Origin of the sequence: Enterobacter sp. DNB-S2, from assembly GCF_019443845.1 — a bacterium.
GTDB classification, from domain to species: domain Bacteria; phylum Pseudomonadota; class Gammaproteobacteria; order Enterobacterales; family Enterobacteriaceae; genus Enterobacter; species Enterobacter asburiae_B.
This window is the reverse complement of record NZ_CP050520.1, coordinates 317,808-335,464: the sequence shown is the minus strand read 5'-3', so window position 1 is coordinate 335,464 and position 17,657 is coordinate 317,808. Positions and strand designations below refer to the sequence as shown.

General features: G+C 56.8%; 14 protein-coding genes. 8 read left to right on the top strand and 6 right to left on the bottom strand.

All coding sequences use genetic code 11. From position 1 onward, the window contains the following. Window positions 1-50: 50 nt before the first annotated feature. From HB664_RS01740 to HB664_RS01730, 3 genes are all read right to left on the bottom strand, one after another. Window positions 51-1,115: a methyltransferase gene (locus HB664_RS01740; protein WP_048977523.1), complete on the bottom strand. Its 1,065-nt coding sequence runs from the start codon at window positions 1,113-1,115 to the stop codon at window positions 51-53. A gap of 69 nt (window positions 1,116-1,184) precedes the next feature. Further along, window positions 1,185-1,574, bottom strand: coding sequence for a lipoprotein (locus HB664_RS01735; protein ID WP_048977525.1), 390 nt, complete (start codon window positions 1,572-1,574; stop codon window positions 1,185-1,187). Window positions 1,575-1,911: 337 nt separating this feature from the next. Continuing rightward, the gene (locus tag HB664_RS01730) at window positions 1,912-2,961 is read right to left on the bottom strand and encodes an AI-2E family transporter (protein ID WP_032662225.1); all 1,050 of its coding nucleotides are present in this window, start codon (window positions 2,959-2,961) and stop codon (window positions 1,912-1,914) included. Window positions 2,962-3,106: 145 nt separating this feature from the next. Between HB664_RS01730 and HB664_RS01725 the strand changes: the two genes are divergently transcribed. Beyond that, window positions 3,107-4,324 carry an MFS transporter gene (locus HB664_RS01725; protein WP_039263064.1) on the top strand — a complete coding sequence of 406 codons (1,218 nt, stop codon included), beginning with the start codon at window positions 3,107-3,109 and terminating at the stop codon, window positions 4,322-4,324. 4 nt (window positions 4,325-4,328) lie between these two features. On the opposite strand, the gene HB664_RS01720 is transcribed toward HB664_RS01725, so the two are convergent. After that, window positions 4,329-4,886, bottom strand: coding sequence for a DcrB family lipoprotein (locus tag HB664_RS01720; protein WP_023309515.1), 558 nt, complete (start codon window positions 4,884-4,886; stop codon window positions 4,329-4,331). Window positions 4,887-4,958: 72 nt separating this feature from the next. Continuing rightward, a complete protein-coding gene (locus HB664_RS01715; protein ID WP_023309514.1) occupies window positions 4,959-5,624 on the bottom strand; it encodes a 7-cyano-7-deazaguanine/7-aminomethyl-7-deazaguanine transporter in 666 nt (221 codons plus the stop codon). Between the two features lie 167 nt (window positions 5,625-5,791). Here HB664_RS01715 and tusA point away from each other — a divergent pair, with 167 nt between their 5' ends. Then, window positions 5,792-6,034 carry a sulfurtransferase TusA gene (gene tusA, locus HB664_RS01710; protein WP_008503071.1) on the top strand — a complete coding sequence of 81 codons (243 nt, stop codon included), beginning with the start codon at window positions 5,792-5,794 and terminating at the stop codon, window positions 6,032-6,034. Window positions 6,035-6,138: 104 nt separating this feature from the next. Here tusA and yhgN read toward each other — a convergent pair whose 3' ends face one another. Then, a complete protein-coding gene (gene yhgN / locus HB664_RS01705; RefSeq protein ID WP_003861574.1) occupies window positions 6,139-6,732 on the bottom strand; it encodes an NAAT family transporter YhgN in 594 nt (197 codons plus the stop codon). Window positions 6,733-6,911: 179 nt separating this feature from the next. Here yhgN and asd point away from each other — a divergent pair, with 179 nt between their 5' ends. The 6 genes from asd to glgP all read left to right on the top strand — a co-directional run bounded on the left by asd (window position 6,912) and on the right by glgP (window position 17,634). Continuing rightward, window positions 6,912-8,015, top strand: coding sequence for an aspartate-semialdehyde dehydrogenase (asd, locus tag HB664_RS01700; protein ID WP_033146834.1), 1,104 nt, complete (start codon window positions 6,912-6,914; stop codon window positions 8,013-8,015). A 250-nt stretch (window positions 8,016-8,265) separates the two neighbouring features. Then, window positions 8,266-10,452, top strand: coding sequence for a 1,4-alpha-glucan branching enzyme (gene glgB, locus HB664_RS01695; protein WP_219940297.1), 2,187 nt, complete (start codon window positions 8,266-8,268; stop codon window positions 10,450-10,452). After that, window positions 10,449-12,422, top strand: coding sequence for a glycogen debranching protein GlgX (glgX, locus tag HB664_RS01690; protein WP_219940296.1), 1,974 nt, complete (start codon window positions 10,449-10,451; stop codon window positions 12,420-12,422). The genes glgB and glgX overlap by 4 nt, the downstream gene beginning before the upstream one ends. 17 nt (window positions 12,423-12,439) lie before the next feature. Beyond that, window positions 12,440-13,735 (top strand): glucose-1-phosphate adenylyltransferase, encoded by a 1,296-nt coding sequence (glgC, locus tag HB664_RS01685; protein ID WP_023337914.1) that lies wholly within the window; start codon window positions 12,440-12,442, stop codon window positions 13,733-13,735. Further along, window positions 13,735-15,168 (top strand): glycogen synthase GlgA, encoded by a 1,434-nt coding sequence (gene glgA / locus HB664_RS01680; protein ID WP_219940805.1) that lies wholly within the window; start codon window positions 13,735-13,737, stop codon window positions 15,166-15,168. Before glgC ends, glgA begins: the two co-directional genes overlap by 1 nt. A gap of 18 nt (window positions 15,169-15,186) precedes the next feature. Further along, entirely contained in the window at window positions 15,187-17,634 is a 2,448-nt protein-coding gene (gene glgP / locus HB664_RS01675) for a glycogen phosphorylase (RefSeq protein ID WP_029740650.1), read from the top strand. The last annotated feature ends 23 nt before the right edge of the window (window positions 17,635-17,657 follow it).

Below are 17,657 nucleotides of genomic sequence, written 5' to 3'. Positions count from 1 at the left end.
AAAAAACCGTATTCAAAGGGCAGACTGGGCCACCCGGCAGCTAAGCTGCTCTATTGTTCACGTTTGGTGCATATCAGCAGGGTATGACCGACCCCAAGGTTGTCCAGCCGCTGTTCAACGCTGAAACCTGCGCTCTCCAGGTAGCGATAGAACTTCTCTACGCTGTAAAACCGGCTATTGCCATTCGCCATACAGGTGAAATAGAGCGAGGTGGCATTCAGGCTGAAAGAGGCTGCTTCAAATTTCTGAGCATCCCAGAAAAGCTCCATGATGCACAAACGTGCGCCTGGCTTCATGGCCTGTGCGACGCGCGTCAGCATGGCGACAATCTGATCCGGAGAGAAACAATCCAGGAACTGGCTCATCCACCAGACGTCGGCGTCACCCGGCAATGTTGCTGGGCTAAGCATATCGACAGCATGGAATGCAATACGATGAGAAAAACCTGCTTTTGCGATGTTTTCCTGCGCCAGCGCTATCTGCTGCGGCAGATCGAGGATCGTCACGGCAACATTTTCGTCATAGCGGCAGCAGCGTAACGACCATTTACCCGTATTTCCGCCCACATCGTACAATTTTGTCGGCGAGCTTGCGAATATATATGGCAACGCGGCGTCAAAAGCGGCATCAGAATAGTAATGATCGAAGGCGAACCAGCTCTCTTTCGCCGGAGCTGGTAATTGGGATAACGCCGGGTAGATGGTTGGCCAGTTGCCAAACACGGCTAATCCGGCAGGTTTTTCCTCCTGCAGGGCGTCCGCCAGGTGAAATAGCCCCTGATAACAAACGTCCTGGGTGAAATCCATATTTACGCGGGTCATTTCGTCGTGCAGTAAAAAATGGCCCACTTTCGCCAGGAAATAACGTCCATTCTGTTGGGTAACGATTCGACCGCTTAATCCCATATCCAGCAGTACGCTGACGCCATAGCTGCCGAGCGTGCTGTGTTCGGTTATTTCGTCGAGGCTTGCCCCCGCTTTACCTTGTTTATCGAGCCAGGCGAGAACGCCTGAGTTACGCAGACAAAGCGCAGTCTGGAATAACATCGGGGCAAAGGCGATGCGTTGCGCTTCGGTAATGGCATCCAGTGCGCTGAGTGTGTCCTTTTCGTACATTCCTGCGTAACCTTTGAAGCTAATAAAGAGAGGTTATCGGGCCATACGCGGCCCGACTTTAGAAAAATATTACAGCGCGGCGCCAGCGGAGAGGTTCAGCTGAATATCGTGGTCGAGGTTATTTACCCAACGGTTATAATTTTTGTGAATTTTACCGTCTGCCGCTTTCAGGTTAAGGCTGTTTTCATAGTTGATTGAATAGCTTGTGGCCGTGTACGGAATACTTACCTGGACCGAGTGATCGCGTGACTGCAGACGCCCCTTAATCATTCCCGGGCCGGTTTCCGTCATGATCCAGTCGCGTTTTTGGCCTGCTTTCAAAATTGCCGTTTTTACCTGATCGGCAGTATGGCCCGCGCTTACAATAGAGTGAACCTGAGCAATTGGGGCGGTACGCGCACAGCCTGCCAGTGCGCCAATGAATACGGCAGCAGCACACCATTTAACGATCTTTTTCATCAACAACTCCATATCAATAATAACAATTAAAGGTAGTGTTTTTTACAAATAATATTCATCCGGCTGTTTGTTATCGCCGGGTGTATTTTTTAATCAATATTAATGTTTACATTACGTTGACGCGAAGACGGGCATAATAACATGGAAAATAAATAAGAATTTCATTTTTTATAATTTGCGTTAAATCATGAGTTGCGTTTCAACGTAATGCGCGCGGCGTAATTAAAAACAGAATGAGTATCGCCTTAACGCAAATAAAAATACCGCGACGGATTAGGGACGCGGTAATTTACGGTGTATTACAGACGGTTTAAACCTACCTGTACAGGTAGGTCGGTTACCCGGGTAACCGGCTTTTCGGCCTCCCCGGCCCGAGCAGGATCGCCAGCTTGCTGCCGCCTTTGGTGGTTTCCATCCAGATTTTACATACGCTGGTCAGGGGGACCGACAGCAGCATACCGACCGGGCCCAGCAGCCATCCCCAAACCAGTAAGGATAAAAACACCACCAGCGTCGACATGCCCAGACGGTGTCCCATCATGCGCGGTTCAAGAATATTGCCCAGCACCATATGCACGACGAGGAACAGCGCGCCGACCAGCATGCATTCGTAGAAGCCGTTAAACAGAAACGCCTGAATCATCGGCGGCACGGCGGAAAGCACCGCGCCAATATTGGGCACGTAGTTCAGCAGAAAGGCCAGCACGCCCCACATCAGCGCGAACTGCACGTCCATCAGCATCAGCCCCAGCCAGACAATCACCCCGGTCCAGACGCTCAGGAGCGTTTTCAGCGCCAGATATTTGGAGACGCCCTTCAGGGCCCGGTGTAACCCGGCAATGTGAATTTGCGGATTGTTCAGCGCAAAGCGCAGCTTATAGGGGACGTGGCGGACTTCGAACAGCATAAACACAACGGTCATGACCAGCAGCAGAATGCTGGCCATCGCGCCGGAAAGCCCCGTCATCAAGGTGGTGGCGTAGGTCATGACCTTCTCGGAGTCCATCCTGCGCAGCATCCGTTCGGGTGAGATATGCAGATTAAGGAAGGGCACCATCTCCTGCAGCGCGACAATTTTACGCGTCAGCTCTTTGTTGTACTGCGGCAGCATGGTGGAGAATTCGCTCAGCGATGCCGCCAGCACGCCGAAGAGCGCCGTCAGGCCAATCAGCATGACAATAACCACGATGGTGATGGCTACCGGACGGCTGACGCCCCGGCGTAAAAACCAGGTGACCAGAGGATTAAGCACGATGGCAAAAAAGAGCGCCAGCAGGAGCTGAACAATAATGTCAGCGGCAGCATGGATACCCGCAAGGATAACCACCAGACAGGCGAGTTTTAATAAGATGTGGAGTCCTGCTTTGTCGGACGGGTTAGCGATCATGCGTGTTCCTTAATATGATGACCCGATAAGTGTAGTGCCCGGGCTTCGCTTCGTCTGGCACCGTTAATCTGAAAGTCGGGGCTGATTTTCTTATTGCGCCGTGGTAATAGTGAAACACTGTTGTAAAAAATCCAGGTAGAACCCCATGCCCGAACCTGCCGCTGAACCGGCACTGAGCGGACTGCGCCTCAATCTGCGCATCGTTTCCGTTGTGATTTTCAACTTTGCCAGCTATCTGACCATCGGCCTGCCGCTGGCGGTCCTGCCGGGCTATGTCCATGACGTGATGGGCTTCAGCGCCTTCTGGGCGGGGCTGGTGATTAGCCTGCAATATTTCGCCACGCTCCTCAGCCGCCCGCATGCCGGGCGCTACGCGGACGCGTTCGGTCCAAAAAGCATCGTGGTGGTGGGGCTGTGCGGCTGTTTTCTCAGTGGCCTGAGCTATCTGCTGGCTGCCGCAACCGGCCACTGGCCGCTGGTCAGCCTGGCGCTGCTCTGCCTGGGCCGCGTCATTCTGGGCATTGGGCAAAGTCTGGCGGGAACCGGCTCGACGCTGTGGGGCGTGGGTGTGGTAGGCGCGCCGCACATTGGCCGGGTGATCTCCTGGAACGGGATTGTCACCTACGGTGCGATGGCGCTCGGAGCGCCGCTCGGCGTGGCCTGCTATGCGCTTGGCGGGCTGTATGGGCTTTCCATCACCATTATGGCGGTCGCGCTGCTGGCAATCCTCTTTGCGCTGCCGCGTCCGAAAGTGAAGGCCAGCAAGGGCAAGCCGCTGCCGTTTCGGGCGGTGCTGGGGCGCGTCTGGCCGTACGGCATGGCCCTGGCGCTGGCGACCACCGGCTTCGGCGTGATTGCGACCTTCATTACCCTGTTCTACGACGCCAAAGGCTGGGACGGCGCAGCCTTTGCGTTAACCCTGTTTAGCTGTGCGTTTGTTGGCGCCCGCCTGCTTTTCCCTAACGGCATCAACCGTCTTGGCGGGCTGAATGTGGCGATGATTTGCTTTGCGATAGAGATAGTCGGGCTGTTGCTGACCGGAATTGCGATGGTGCCCTGGGTCGCGAAAGTGGGCGTATTCCTCGCGGGGGCTGGCTTTTCCCTGGTCTTCCCGGCGCTGGGCGTGGTGGCGGTAAAAGCCGTGCCGCAGCAGAATCAGGGGGCGGCGCTGGCGACCTATACGGTGTTTATGGATATGTCTTTAGGCATTACCGGCCCGCTGGCGGGGCTGGTGATGGCCTGGGCAGGGGTTCCGGTGATCTATCTTGCCGCGGCGGGTCTGGTGGTGATTGCGCTGCTGCTGACGTGGCGGCTAAAAAAATGGCCCCCGGTGCAGGCACCGGAGGCCACGTCATCGTCGTGAAGCGTTACTGGATCACGATGGTGTTAATGATGTTTTCAGCAGCCGTCTGCGCTTTCTGCTGATCTTCGGCTGGCAGGGTGATCTGCAGGGTCAGCAGTTTGTTATCAACCTTGCCCAGCACCACAGAAGAGTAGGCGGTCTGGCCTTTTGCAGAGATGATGCTGTCGAGCTGTTGCAGCGTGTGGCCTTTCAGCTCGATGGATTTATTGGTCACGACCTGCAGCTGCGGATCGCGGCCGCGCTGCTGATCTTCCAGACGTTTGGACAGGACGGCCAGGTCTTCGCTGGTGTCGTCGCCCACAATCACAATGACCGCTTTCTGCCCGGTTGCGTCGGAGTAAACGTGCATGTTATTCGCCTGGGTGCCCAGCTTGCCGCTCTGATCGGTCATATCGGCTGGCAGAGAGAAGCTGAGTTTGCCATCCATCAGATTCACCGGCTGGCCGGTCGCGTTGCTCTCTGCGGATGCGCCCTGAGCAGGCGTTTTCGTGTCGCTGTTATCACAGGCTGCAAGACCCACAACCAGCAGGCCAATCCCGACATATTTAACCAGATTGCGCATTGACTTCTTCCTTTCGATAAACGGCCATAACGGCTCATTCGCTCATCTTATCACAACTGATAAAGCGAACCCTTAACCAGCCTGCAATGCCGTGATTTCAGATTTATCTGCCAGCCTTTTCAGCAGCATATTGAGCAGCACGCCGTACATCGGCAGGAAGAACACAATGCTGATAAGGACCTTGAAGCAGTAGTCCACCAGCGCGATTTCCATCCAGTGTTCGGCCATGAACGCATCCGGGCTGCGCCAGAAGGCGATGAAGAAGAAGGCCAGCGTATCGCTCACGTTACCGAACAGCGTGGAGGCGGTTGGCGCCATCCACCAGCGATGATTCTGACGCAGGCGGTTAAACACATGCACGTCGAGGATCTGCCCCAGCGCGTAGGCCATAAAGCTTGCCGCGGCGATACGGGCAACAAACAGGTTGAAGTGGGTTAACGCCTCAAAGCCCTGCCAGCTTCCCATATAAAACAGTGACGAAACCACGTATGAGATGAAGAGCGCCGGGAGCATGACCGAAAAAATAATACGGCGAGCCAGCGGTGCGCCAAAGATACGCACGGTCAAATCCGTCGCGAGGAAAATAAACGGGAAGCTGAATGCGCCCCAGGTGGTATGAAAACCAAAGATGGAGATCGGGAGCTGCACCAGATAGTTGCTGGAGGTGATCACCAGCAAATGGAAAAGCGAAAGCCAGAACAACGCTTTTACGCGCTGTGATTCAGAAAACGACGTCATATTGTGACCTTTTTATACGTTGGGGTGAGGGAACCCAATAAAAACCGCAGCATGATACTGCTTTGGCAGGACATTGCAATGGTTAGTTTTTACGCAATCGTTAACCTGGTTTGCATTGATCGCAACCGGGCGTAAACTACAGCCGTTTTTACCAGACCGAGAAGACCATGACCGACCTGTTTTCCAGCCCAGACCACACTCTTGATGCCCAGGGCCTTCGCTGCCCGGAACCGGTAATGATGGTACGCAAAACCGTGCGCAACATGCAGACCGGTGAAACGCTGTTGATTATTGCCGACGACCCGGCCACGACCCGCGATATTCCCGGCTTTTGTACCTTTATGGAGCATGAGCTGGTGGCACAGCAGACCGAGGCGCTGCCGTACCGGTATTTGATTCGTAAGGGTTAGATGGGCTGTCCTCTGCGGCCTGATGCCCTCACCCCGCCCCTCTCCCACGGGGAGAGGGGGCAAACACTAAAAACGGCAATCTTTGATTGCCGTTTTGCGTTTACCTAGCCTTTCATCCACGCGCGGATCCCGTCCAGGAACATCTGCGTTGCCATCATCACCAGAATCAGCCCCATCAGGCGCTCCAGCGCGTTCACCCCTTTCTCACCCAGCAGGCGCAGGAACAGCGACGACTGCAGCAGGATGATAAACGTCCCGCCCCAGGCGATCAGCAGGGCAATCACCAGATGGCTCATCTGGTTCGGATACTGATGCGACAGCAGCATCAGCGTGGCCAGAATGGTCGGCCCGGCGACGAGTGGAATCGCCAGCGGCACGATAAACGGCTCTTCACCCGCGGGCAGGCCGCTGCTGCTGCCTTCCGCGCTTGGGAAAATCATCTTAATGGCAATCAGGAACAGAATAATCCCGCCGGAAATCGACACGGTTTCGGCGCGCAGGTTCAGGAACGCGAGAATTTTTTCACCGGCAAACAGGAAGATAAACATCACCAGCAGGGCGATAAGCAGCTCGCGGATCATGATCGCCCGGCGGCGCTTCGGCTCGGTGTGCTTCAGCACCGACATGAAGATAGGCAGGTTTCCCAGTGGATCCATAATCAGGATCAATAAAACCGCCGCGGAAATGATTTCACTCATCTTTAAATTATCCCTGATACTTAGTAGTGTTATTCCGATGATTAGCGCTTTTTCTGATTGCCGGGCAATCATCGATTAATTTCGCTTGCGACTTTGGCAGCATTTTGTAATGTGAAGCATATCCCAGTTCAATACTGGCTTGCACAATCAGCACACACCCTCAGCAGGAAAAAAATGCTATGAAAAACGTTGGTTTTATCGGCTGGCGCGGTATGGTCGGCTCTGTACTCATGCAACGCATGGTTGAAGAGCGCGATTTCGACGCTATCCGCCCGGTCTTCTTCTCCACTTCCCAGCTCGGCCAGGCTGCTCCGTCCTTTGGTGGTACCACAGGCACGTTGCAGGATGCTTACGATCTGGAAGCGCTGAAGGCACTCGACATTATTGTGACGTGCCAGGGCGGCGATTATACCAACGAAATCTATCCAAAGCTGCGTGAAAGCGGCTGGCAGGGCTACTGGATTGACGCGGCTTCTTCGCTGCGCATGAAAGATGATGCCATCATCATTCTCGACCCGGTGAACCAGGGCGTCATCACCGACGGCCTGAACAACGGCGTGAAAACCTTTGTCGGCGGTAACTGCACCGTCAGCCTGATGCTGATGTCCCTCGGCGGCCTGTTCGCGCAGGATCTGGTTGAGTGGGTCTCCGTGGCGACCTACCAGGCGGCGTCCGGCGGCGGCGCGCGTCATATGCGCGAGCTGCTGACCCAGATGGGCCAGCTGCACCAAAGCGTCGCAACCGAGCTGGCAAACCCGGCGTCCGCGATCCTTGATATAGAACGTAAGGTCACTCAGCTGACCCGCAGCGGCGAGCTGCCGGTGGACAACTTCGGCGTACCGCTGGCCGGTGGTCTGATCCCATGGATCGACAAACAGCTGGATAACGGCCAGACCCGCGAAGAGTGGAAGGGCCAGGCTGAGACCAACAAAATCCTCGCGACCGCGAACACCATTCCGGTTGACGGCCTGTGCGTGCGTATCGGCGCGCTGCGCTGCCACAGCCAGGCCTTCACCATTAAACTGAAAAAAGATGTGTCTATTCCGACCGTGGAAGAGCTGCTGGCCGCGCACAACCCGTGGGCGAAAGTGGTACCAAACGATCGCGATATCACCATGCGCGAGCTGACCCCGGCTGCCGTTACCGGCACGCTGACCACGCCGGTTGGCCGTCTGCGTAAGCTGAACATGGGGCCGGAGTATCTCTCCGCGTTCACCGTCGGCGACCAGCTCCTGTGGGGCGCCGCCGAGCCGCTGCGCCGCATGCTGCGCCAGCTGGCGTAATAATTTGTTAACTACCGGGGGTGATTTTCACCCCTTTTTTTTTGCGTACTACATGGAGTAACACGCGTATGTCTTATTTTTTATCAGGAGTCATCTAGAGCGTTGGCTATGCTTTAAGGAAGAGTCATTTCTTACCTGAGGTTCGAACGGAGCAGAATGGATGCACATTTTTGTGCTGTCCCGTTCAGGTCACATTAAAAGTCGTCCCGGAGCGCTTAAAAAGGACGACATAAAAAACAGGATGAATACCATGTCCGATCGTGTGGATAGAGACGTGATTAATGCGCTTATTGCGGGTCATTTTGCTGACCCCTTTTCTGTGCTTGGGATGCATCAAACTGAGGATGGCCTTGAAGTTCGGGCACTGTTACCGGATGCCACAGAAGTCTGGGTGATTGAACCCAAAACCGGCCGCAAGGTCGGTAATCTTGAATGCCTCGATTCCCGTGGCTTCTTCTCGGGCGTGATGCCCCGCCGTAAAAACCCTTTTCGCTATCAGCTCGCCGTTCTCTGGCACGGTCAGCAAAACCTGATTGACGATCCTTACAGCTTTGGCCCGCTGCTTAAAGAGATGGATTCCTGGCTGCTCTCCGAAGGAACGCATCTTCGCCCTTATGAAACGCTGGGTGCCCATGCCGATACCATGGACGGCATTACCGGCACGCGATTCTCCGTGTGGGCGCCTAACGCCCAGCGCGTCTCCGTTGTCGGCCAGTTCAACTATTGGGACGGTCGCCGCCATCCGATGCGCCTGCGCCGGGAAAGCGGCATCTGGGAGCTGTTTATCCCCGGAGCGCACCCCGGGCAGCTTTATAAATTCGAGATGATCGACGCCAACGGCAAGCTGCGCATTAAAGCCGACCCGTATGCCTTCGAAGCGCAGATGCGCCCGGATACCGCGTCGCTGATTTGTGGCCTGCCGGAGAAGGTCGTCCAGACGGAGGAGCGCAAACAGGCCAACCGCTTTGACGCGCCGATCTCCGTCTATGAGGTACACCTTGGCTCCTGGCGTCGCCACACCGATAACAACTTCTGGCTCAGCTACCGGGAGCTTGCCGACCAGCTGGTGCCGTATGCCAAATGGATGGGCTTTACCCACCTTGAGCTGCTGCCGGTCAACGAGCATCCGTTCGACGGCAGCTGGGGCTATCAGCCTACCGGGCTGTATGCGCCAACGCGCCGCTTCGGCACGCGCGATGACTTCCGCTATTTCATTGATGCCGCGCATGCCGCCGGGCTGAACGTGATCCTCGACTGGGTGCCGGGACATTTCCCTGCGGATGACTTTGCGCTGGCAGAGTTTGACGGCACGAAGCTGTACGAGCACAGCGACCCGCGCGAAGGCTATCACCAGGACTGGAACACGCTGATCTACAACTACGGTCGCCGTGAGGTCGCAAACTATCTGGTCGGGAATGCCCTGTACTGGATCGAGCGGTTTGGCATTGATGCCCTGCGCGTCGATGCGGTGGCGTCGATGATCTACCGCGACTACAGCCGCAAAGAGGGCGAGTGGATCCCGAACGAGTTTGGCGGCCGTGAAAATCTGGAAGCGATTGAATTCCTGCGCAATACAAACCGCATTATCGGCGAACAGGTGGACGGTGCCGTGACTATGGCGGAAGAGTCGACCGACTTTGCGGGCGTCTCCCGTCCGCCGTCATCAGGCGGCCTGGGGTTCTGGTATAAGTGGAACCTGGGCTGGATGCACGACACGCTCGACTACATGAAGCTGGATCCGGTTCACCGTAAGTATCATCACGATAAGCTGACGTTCGGGATGCTCTACAACTACACCGAAAACTTCATGCTGCCGCTGTCGCACGATGAAGTGGTGCACGGCAAAAAATCCATTCTCGACCGCATGCCGGGCGACGCGTGGCAGAAGTTTGCCAACCTGCGCGCCTACTACGGCTGGATGTTTGCCTTCCCGGGCAAGAAACTGCTGTTTATGGGCAATGAGTTCGCCCAGGGACGCGAGTGGAACCACGACGCCAGCCTCGACTGGCACCTGCTTGAAGGCGGCGACAACTGGCACCACGGGGTGCAGCGTCTGGTGCGCGACCTGAACCTGACCTATCGCCACCACAAAGCGCTGCACGAGCTCGACTTCGATCCGTACGGCTTTGAGTGGCTGGTGGTGGACGACCACGAGCGCTCGGTGTTTGTCTTTGTGCGTCGTGACAAAGCGGGTAACGAAATCATCGTCGCCAGCAACTTCACGCCGGTGCCGCGCGAACACTACCGCTTCGGCATTAACCAGCCGGGCAAATGGCGCGAGATCCTGAATACCGACTCCATGCACTATCACGGCAGCAACGCCGGTAACGGCGGGCTGGTCCAGAGCGACGCCATCGAAAGCCACGGGCGACCCAACTCCCTGAGCCTGACGCTGCCGCCGCTTGGCACCATCTGGCTGATGCGGGAGGGCGAATGACGCAGCTTACGGTAGGTAAACCCGAACCGCTCGGCGCGCGTTTTGACGGAAAGGGTGTCAATTTCACCCTCTTTTCCGCTCACGCTGAGCGGGTAGAACTGTGCGTGTTTGATGGGGAAGGTAACGAACACCGTTACGATTTACCCGAGCGCACGGGGGATACCTGGCACGGCTACCTGGCCGGAGGACGGCCAGGCATGCACTATGGCTTTCGCGTACATGGTCCGTGGGATCCGGCGCAGGGGCACTGGTTTAACCCGGCGAAGCTGCTGATCGACCCGTGCGCGCACCGCGTGGACGGCGAATTTAAAGACGACCCGCTCTTCCACGTGGGCTACGGCGAGCCCGACCACCGCGACAGCGCGCCCGTCGCGCCAAAAAGCGTGGTGGTGAACGATCTTTATGACTGGGAAGACGATGCCCCGCCGCAGACGCCGTGGGGCAATACCGTCATTTATGAAGCCCACGTCAAAGGGCTGACGTACCTGCACCCGTCGATCCCCAAAGAGATGCGCGGCACCTATAAGGCGCTCGGGCATCCCACCATGATTGCCTACCTGAAACACCTCGGCATCACCGCGCTGGAACTGTTGCCCGTCGCCCACTTTGCCAGCGAGCCGCGCCTGCAGCGGCTGGGGCTAAGCAACTACTGGGGCTACAACCCGCTGGCGATGTTCGCGCTTGAGCCACGCTATGCCGCCCATCCGGAAAAGGCGCGGGACGAGTTTCGCGATGCGGTGAAGGCGCTCCATACGGCGGGCATTGAGGTCATTCTGGACGTCGTGCTCAACCACAGTGCTGAAAGCGATCTCGACGGTCCGACGCTCTCCATGCGCGGAATTGATAACCGTAGCTATTATTGGATCAGGCAGGATGGCGATTATGAGAACTGGACCGGCTGCGGTAACACGCTCAACCTCAGCCATCCGGCGGTCACGCATTTTGCTTATGAATGCCTGAAATACTGGGTGGAGACGTTCCACGTCGACGGTTTTCGTTTCGATCTGGCGCCAGTGATGGGGCGCACGCCAGCGTTCAGCCAGCAGGCGCCGCTGTTTGAGGCGATAAAAAACTGTCCGGTGCTCTCGCAGGTGAAGCTCATTGCCGAGCCGTGGGACATCGGGGAAGGCGGCTATCAGGTCGGGAATTTCCCGCCGCTGTTTGCCGAGTGGAACGATCACTACCGCGATGCCGCGCGCCGCTTCTGGCTGGAACGGAATCTGTCGCTGGGGGAGTTCGCCGGACGCTTTGCCGCTTCAAGCGATCTCTTTAAGCGCGACGGCAAACGCCCGTCGGCCACCGTCAATCTGTTGACGGCACACGACGGTTTTACGCTCAGGGACTGCGTTTGTTTCAATCAGAAACACAATGAGGCAAACGGCGAAGAGAATCGCGATGGCACTAACAATAACCATAGCTTTAATCATGGTATAGAAGGGTTAGGCGGAAGCCTTGACGTCATCGAGCGGCGACGCGCCAGCGTTCACGCTTTGCTGACAACGCTTTTATTGTCGCAGGGCACGCCGATGCTGCTGGCAGGCGATGAACACGGCCACAGCCAGCACGGTAACAACAATGCGTATTGCCAGGACAACACGTTAACCTGGCTCGACTGGGGTGAAGCCAACAGCGGGCTGATTCATTTTACCGCTGCGCTGATCCATCTTCGCCAGCAGATCCCCGCGCTGACCGCCGACCGCTGGTGGGAAGAGGGTGACGGCAACGTTCGCTGGTTGAATCAAGACGCGCAACCGTTAAGCGCGCAAGAGTGGCAACACGGCGTACCACGCCTGCAAATCCTGCTGTCGGATAAATGGCTGGTCACGCTGAACGCGACGGATGACGTCGCAGAGATTGTTTTACCTGAAGGGGAATGGCGAGCTGTTCCCCCCCTTGCCGGAGCGGATAATCCGGTAGTAATGGCTGTCTGGCACGGGCCTGCGCACGGAGTGTGCGTATTCCAAAGATGATAAAAAAGGAGTTAGTCATGGTTAGATTAGAGAAGAACGATCCCTTAATGTTGGCGCGCCAGCTACCATTAAAAACGGTTGCCCTGATACTTGCGGGTGGACGTGGTACCCGTCTGAAAGATTTGACCATCAAGCGCGCGAAACCGGCCGTTCACTTTGGTGGTAAGTTCCGTATCATCGACTTTGCGCTCTCCAACTGCCTTAACTCGGGCATTCGCCGTATTGGCGTCATTACGCAGTATCAGTCGCACACGCTGGTTCAGCATATCCAGCGCGGCTGGTCATTCTTCAGCGAAGAGATGAACGAGTTTGTCGATCTCCTTCCCGCTCAGCAACGCGTCCACGGTGAGAACTGGTACCGCGGAACGGCGGATGCAGTGACGCAGAACCTCGACATCATTCGCCGCTATAACGCGGAATACATCGTGATCCTCGCCGGGGACCATATCTACAAGCAAGATTACTCCCACATGCTCATCGACCACGTCGAAAAAGGGGCGCGCTGCACCGTAGCGTGTCTGCCTGTGCCCGTTGCTGAAGCGACGGCGTTTGGCGTGATGCACGTGGATGCCGACGACAAAATTATCGACTTTGTTGAAAAGCCGGCGAACCCGCCAACGATGCCGGGCGATGACACTAAATCGCTCGCCAGCATGGGGATTTATGTCTTTGATGCAGATTATCTTTATGAGCTGCTGGAAGACGACGATAAAGACGAAAACTCCAGCCACGACTTCGGTAAAGACATCATTCCGAAAATCACTAAAGCTGGCATGGCCTATGCACATCCTTTCCCGCTGTCCTGCGTGCAGTCCGACCCCAATGCGGAACCTTACTGGCGCGATGTGGGAACCCTGGAAGCCTACTGGAAAGCGAACCTCGACCTGGCGTCGGTCACGCCTGAGCTGGATATGTACGACCAGAACTGGCCGATTCGTACCCATATGGAATCGCTGCCGCCGGCCAAATTCGTGCAGGACCGCTCCGGCAGCCACGGTATGACGCTGAACTCGCTGGTGTCCGGCGGGTGCATTATTTCAGGCTCGGTGGTGGTGCAGTCGGTGCTGTTCCCCCGCGTGCGGATAAATTCATTCTGTAATATCGATTCGGCAGTCTTACTACCTGATGTCTGGGTAGGGCGCTCGTGCCGTCTGCGTCGCTGCGTTATCGATCGTGCCTGCGTCATTCCAGAAGGGATGGTGATTGGTGAGAACGCGGAAGAAGACGCGCGTCGTTTCTATCGTTCGGAAGAGGGGATCGTGTTAGTCACACGGGAAATGTTGCGGAAGCTGCAGATCAAACAGGAGCGATGATGCAGGTTTTACATGTATGTTCTGAGATGTTCCCGTTGTTAAAAACGGGCGGTCTGGCAGATGTTCTGGGTGCATTACCGGCGGCGCAAATCGCCGGAGGCGTGGATACCCGAGTCCTGCTGCCCGCCTTTCCGGATATCCGGCGCGGTATTCCCGATGCAAAAGTGGTGACCCGCCGTGAGACCTTCGCCGGACGCATCACCCTGCTGTTTGGACATTACAATGGCGTAGGGATTTACCTGATCGACGCGCCGCATTTATACGAGCGACCGGGCAGCCCGTATCACGATACGAACCTGTTCGCCTACACCGATAACGTGCTGCGCTTTGCGCTGCTCGGCTGGGTCGGGGCAGAAATGGCGACGGGGCTGGATCCGTTCTGGCGCCCGGATGTGGTGCACGCGCACGACTGGCACGCCGGGCTTGCCCCGGCGTATCTCGCGGCGCGCGGCCACCCGGCGAAATCGGTCTTTACCGTGCATAACCTGGCGTATCAGGGGATGTACTATGCCCATCACATGAGTGAAATCGATCTGCCATTATCGTTCTATAACATGCACGGGCTGGAATTTAACGGGCAGATCTCGTTCCTGAAAGCCGGGCTCTATTACGCCGATCATATTACGGCGGTGAGCCCAACCTATGCGCGTGAGATCACCCAGCCGGAGTTTGGCTACGGCATGGAAGGGTTGCTGCAACAGCGCCACCGCGAAGGCCGCCTGACGGGCATTCTGAACGGCGTGGATGAACAGATCTGGAGCCCGGAAACCGATCTCCTGCTGGCGGCGCGCTATGGCCGTGATTCCGTGGAAGACAAAGCGGAAAACAAACGCCAGCTGCAGATTGCGATGGGCCTGAAGGTTAACGACAAAGTGCCGCTGTTCGCGGTGGTCAGCCGCCTGACCAGCCAGAAAGGGCTGGATCTGGTGCTGGAGGCGCTGCCCGGTTTACTGGAGCAGGGCGGACAGCTGGCGCTGCTCGGCGCGGGCGACCCGGTGCTGCAGGAAGGTTTCCTTGCCGCCGCGGCGGAACATCCGGGGCAGGTGGGCGTGCAGATTGGCTACCACGAAGCGTTCTCGCACCGCATCATGGGCGGCGCGGACGTCATCCTGGTGCCGAGCCGTTTCGAACCCTGCGGCCTGACGCAGCTTTACGGCCTGAAATACGGCACGCTGCCGCTGGTGCGCCGCACGGGCGGACTGGCGGATACCGTATCCGATAGCTCTCTGGAAAACCTGGCGGACGGTATCGCCAGCGGGTTTGTCTTTGAGGACAGTAATGCCTGGTCGCTGCTTCGGGCGATTCGGCGTGCTTTCGTCTTGTGGTCCCGTCCATCGCTCTGGCGTTACGTTCAGCGTCAGGCGATGTCCATGGACTTTAGCTGGCATGTCGCGGCGCAGTCATACCGCGATCTCTATCAACGCTTGATGTAACGAGGCGAAGTTACTGATATGAACGCTCCATTTAGCTACTCTTCACCCACGCTCAGCGTTGAGGCGTTAAAGCACTCCATCGCCTACAAGCTGATGTTCACCATCGGGAAAGATCCGGTTATCGCCAACAAGCACGAGTGGCTTAACGCCACCCTGTTTGCGGTGCGTGACCGTTTAGTGGAACGCTGGCTGCGCTCAAACCGCGCCCAGCTCTCGCAGGAAACGCGTCAGGTTTACTACCTGTCGATGGAATTTTTGATTGGCCGCACGCTGTCCAACGCGCTGTTGTCGCTCGGAATTTATGACGACGTCAAAACCGCCCTGGAAGAGATGGGGTTAGATTTAGAAGAGCTGATCGACGAAGAGAACGACCCGGGGCTCGGCAACGGCGGTCTGGGGCGTCTCGCTGCCTGCTTCCTCGACTCGCTGGCAACGCTGGCGCTGCCGGGCCGCGGCTACGGTATTCGCTACGACTACGGTATGTTCAAACAGAACATCGTCGACGGGCGCCAGAAAGAGTCGCCGGACTACTGGCTGGAGTACGGCAACCCGTGGGAGTTTAAGCGCCACAATACGCGCTACAAGGTGCGCTTTGGCGGACGTATCCAGCAGGAAGGCAAAAAATCCCGCTGGGTAGAAACGGAAGAGATCCTGGCCGTGGCCTACGACCAGATTATCCCCGGCTATGACACCGATGCCACCAACACGCTGCGCCTGTGGAGCGCCCAGGCCAGTAGCGAAATCAACCTCGGTAAATTCAACCAGGGGGACTACTTTGCGGCGGTGGAAGACAAAAACCACTCCGAGAACGTGTCCCGCGTGCTGTACCCGGATGACTCGACCTACTCCGGTCGCGAGCTGCGCCTGCGTCAGGAGTATTTCCTCGTCTCCTCGACGATTCAGGATATCCTCAGCCGCCACCATCAGCTGCACAAAACCTACGCCAACCTGGCGGAGAAAACCGCGATCCACCTTAACGACACTCACCCGGTGCTTTCCATACCGGAGCTGATGCGTCTGCTGATCGACGAGCATAAGTTCAGCTGGGATGACGCGTTTGAAGTGACCTGTCAGGTATTCTCCTACACCAACCACACGCTGATGAGCGAAGCGCTGGAAACGTGGCCGGTAGACATGCTCGGTAAAATCCTGCCGCGCCATCTGCAGATTATCTTTGAGATTAACGACTACTTCCTCAAGACCCTGCAGGAGCAATACCCGAACGATACCGGGCTGCTGAGCCGCGCTTCCATCATTGATGAATCGAACGGGCGCCGCGTGCGCATGGCCTGGCTGGCGGTCGTCATCAGCCACAAGGTCAACGGCGTGTCCGAGCTCCACTCGAACCTGATGGTGCAGTCGCTTTTTGCGGACTTCGCGAAAATCTTCCCGACGCGGTTCTGCAACGTGACCAACGGCGTCACGCCGCGCCGCTGGCTGGCGCTGGCCAACCAGCCGCTCTCTGAGGTGCTGGACGAGAATATCGGCCGTACCTGGCGTACCGACTTGAGCCAGCTGAGCGAGCTGGAACAGCATATTGATTTCCCGACGGTGAACAAAGCCGTGCGCGAAGCCAAGCTGCTGAACAAAAAGCGTCTGGCGGTCTGGCTGGCGATGCACCTCAACGTGGTGGCAAACCCGAAAGCGCTGTTTGACGTTCAGATCAAACGCATCCACGAATACAAGCGTCAGCTGATGAACGTGCTGCACGTGATCACCCATTACAACCGCATCAAGGCCGATCCAACGGCCGAATGGGTGCCGCGCGTGAAGATCTTCGCCGGTAAGGCGGCCTCTGCCTACTACATGGCGAAGCACATCATTCATCTCATCAACGACGTGGCGAAGGTGGTCAACCAGGATCCGGACATTGGCGACAAGCTGAAGGTGGTTTTCATTCCAAACTACAGCGTAAGCCTGGCGCAGATGATCATCCCGGCGGCGGATCTCTCTGAGCAGATTTCCACGGCGGGTACGGAAGCATCCGGCACCAGTAACATGAAGTTTGCTCTTAACGGCGCGCTGACCATTGGTACGCTTGACGGGGCGAACGTCGAGATGCTGGAGCACGTGGGCGAAGAAAATATCTTTATCTTCGGTAATACGACGGAAGAGGTGGAGGCGCTGCGCAGGAAAGGCTACTCGCCGCGTCAATATTACGAAGAGGATGAAGAGTTACGTCAGGTGCTGACGCAGATCGCGACCGGCGTGTTTAGCCCGGATGAACCGAGCCGCTATCGCGATCTGGTCGATTCGCTGATTAACTTTGGCGATCACTACCAGGTGCTGGCGGACTATCGCAGCTACGTGGACTGTCAGGATAAGGTTGACGAGCTGTACCGTCAGCAGGAGAAGTGGACCAGCGCCGCGATGTATAACATCGCCAATATGGGCTATTTCTCGTCCGACAGGACCATCAAGGAGTATGCCGAGACGATCTGGCATATTGATCCGGTGAGGTTGTAAAAGCAAAACGGCAACCTCGGTTG

Coding starts and splice junctions, on each gene's coding strand:
- HB664_RS01715 (WP_023309514.1), bottom strand. CDS start 5,624: ATGACGTCGTTTTCTGAATCACAGCGCGTAAAAGCGTTGTTCTGGCTT.
- HB664_RS01725 (WP_039263064.1), top strand. CDS start 3,107: ATGCCCGAACCTGCCGCTGAACCGGCACTGAGCGGACTGCGCCTCAAT.
- HB664_RS01735 (WP_048977525.1), bottom strand. CDS start 1,574: ATGAAAAAGATCGTTAAATGGTGTGCTGCTGCCGTATTCATTGGCGCA.
- HB664_RS01730 (WP_032662225.1), bottom strand. CDS start 2,961: ATGATCGCTAACCCGTCCGACAAAGCAGGACTCCACATCTTATTAAAA.
- tusA (WP_008503071.1), top strand. CDS start 5,792: ATGACCGACCTGTTTTCCAGCCCAGACCACACTCTTGATGCCCAGGGC.
- HB664_RS01720 (WP_023309515.1), bottom strand. CDS start 4,886: ATGCGCAATCTGGTTAAATATGTCGGGATTGGCCTGCTGGTTGTGGGT.
- glgB (WP_219940297.1), top strand. CDS start 8,266: ATGTCCGATCGTGTGGATAGAGACGTGATTAATGCGCTTATTGCGGGT.
- glgX (WP_219940296.1), top strand. CDS start 10,449: ATGACGCAGCTTACGGTAGGTAAACCCGAACCGCTCGGCGCGCGTTTT.
- glgA (WP_219940805.1), top strand. CDS start 13,735: ATGCAGGTTTTACATGTATGTTCTGAGATGTTCCCGTTGTTAAAAACG.
- asd (WP_033146834.1), top strand. CDS start 6,912: ATGAAAAACGTTGGTTTTATCGGCTGGCGCGGTATGGTCGGCTCTGTA.
- glgP (WP_029740650.1), top strand. CDS start 15,187: ATGAACGCTCCATTTAGCTACTCTTCACCCACGCTCAGCGTTGAGGCG.
- HB664_RS01740 (WP_048977523.1), bottom strand. CDS start 1,115: ATGTACGAAAAGGACACACTCAGCGCACTGGATGCCATTACCGAAGCG.
- yhgN (WP_003861574.1), bottom strand. CDS start 6,732: ATGAGTGAAATCATTTCCGCGGCGGTTTTATTGATCCTGATTATGGAT.
- glgC (WP_023337914.1), top strand. CDS start 12,440: ATGGTTAGATTAGAGAAGAACGATCCCTTAATGTTGGCGCGCCAGCTA.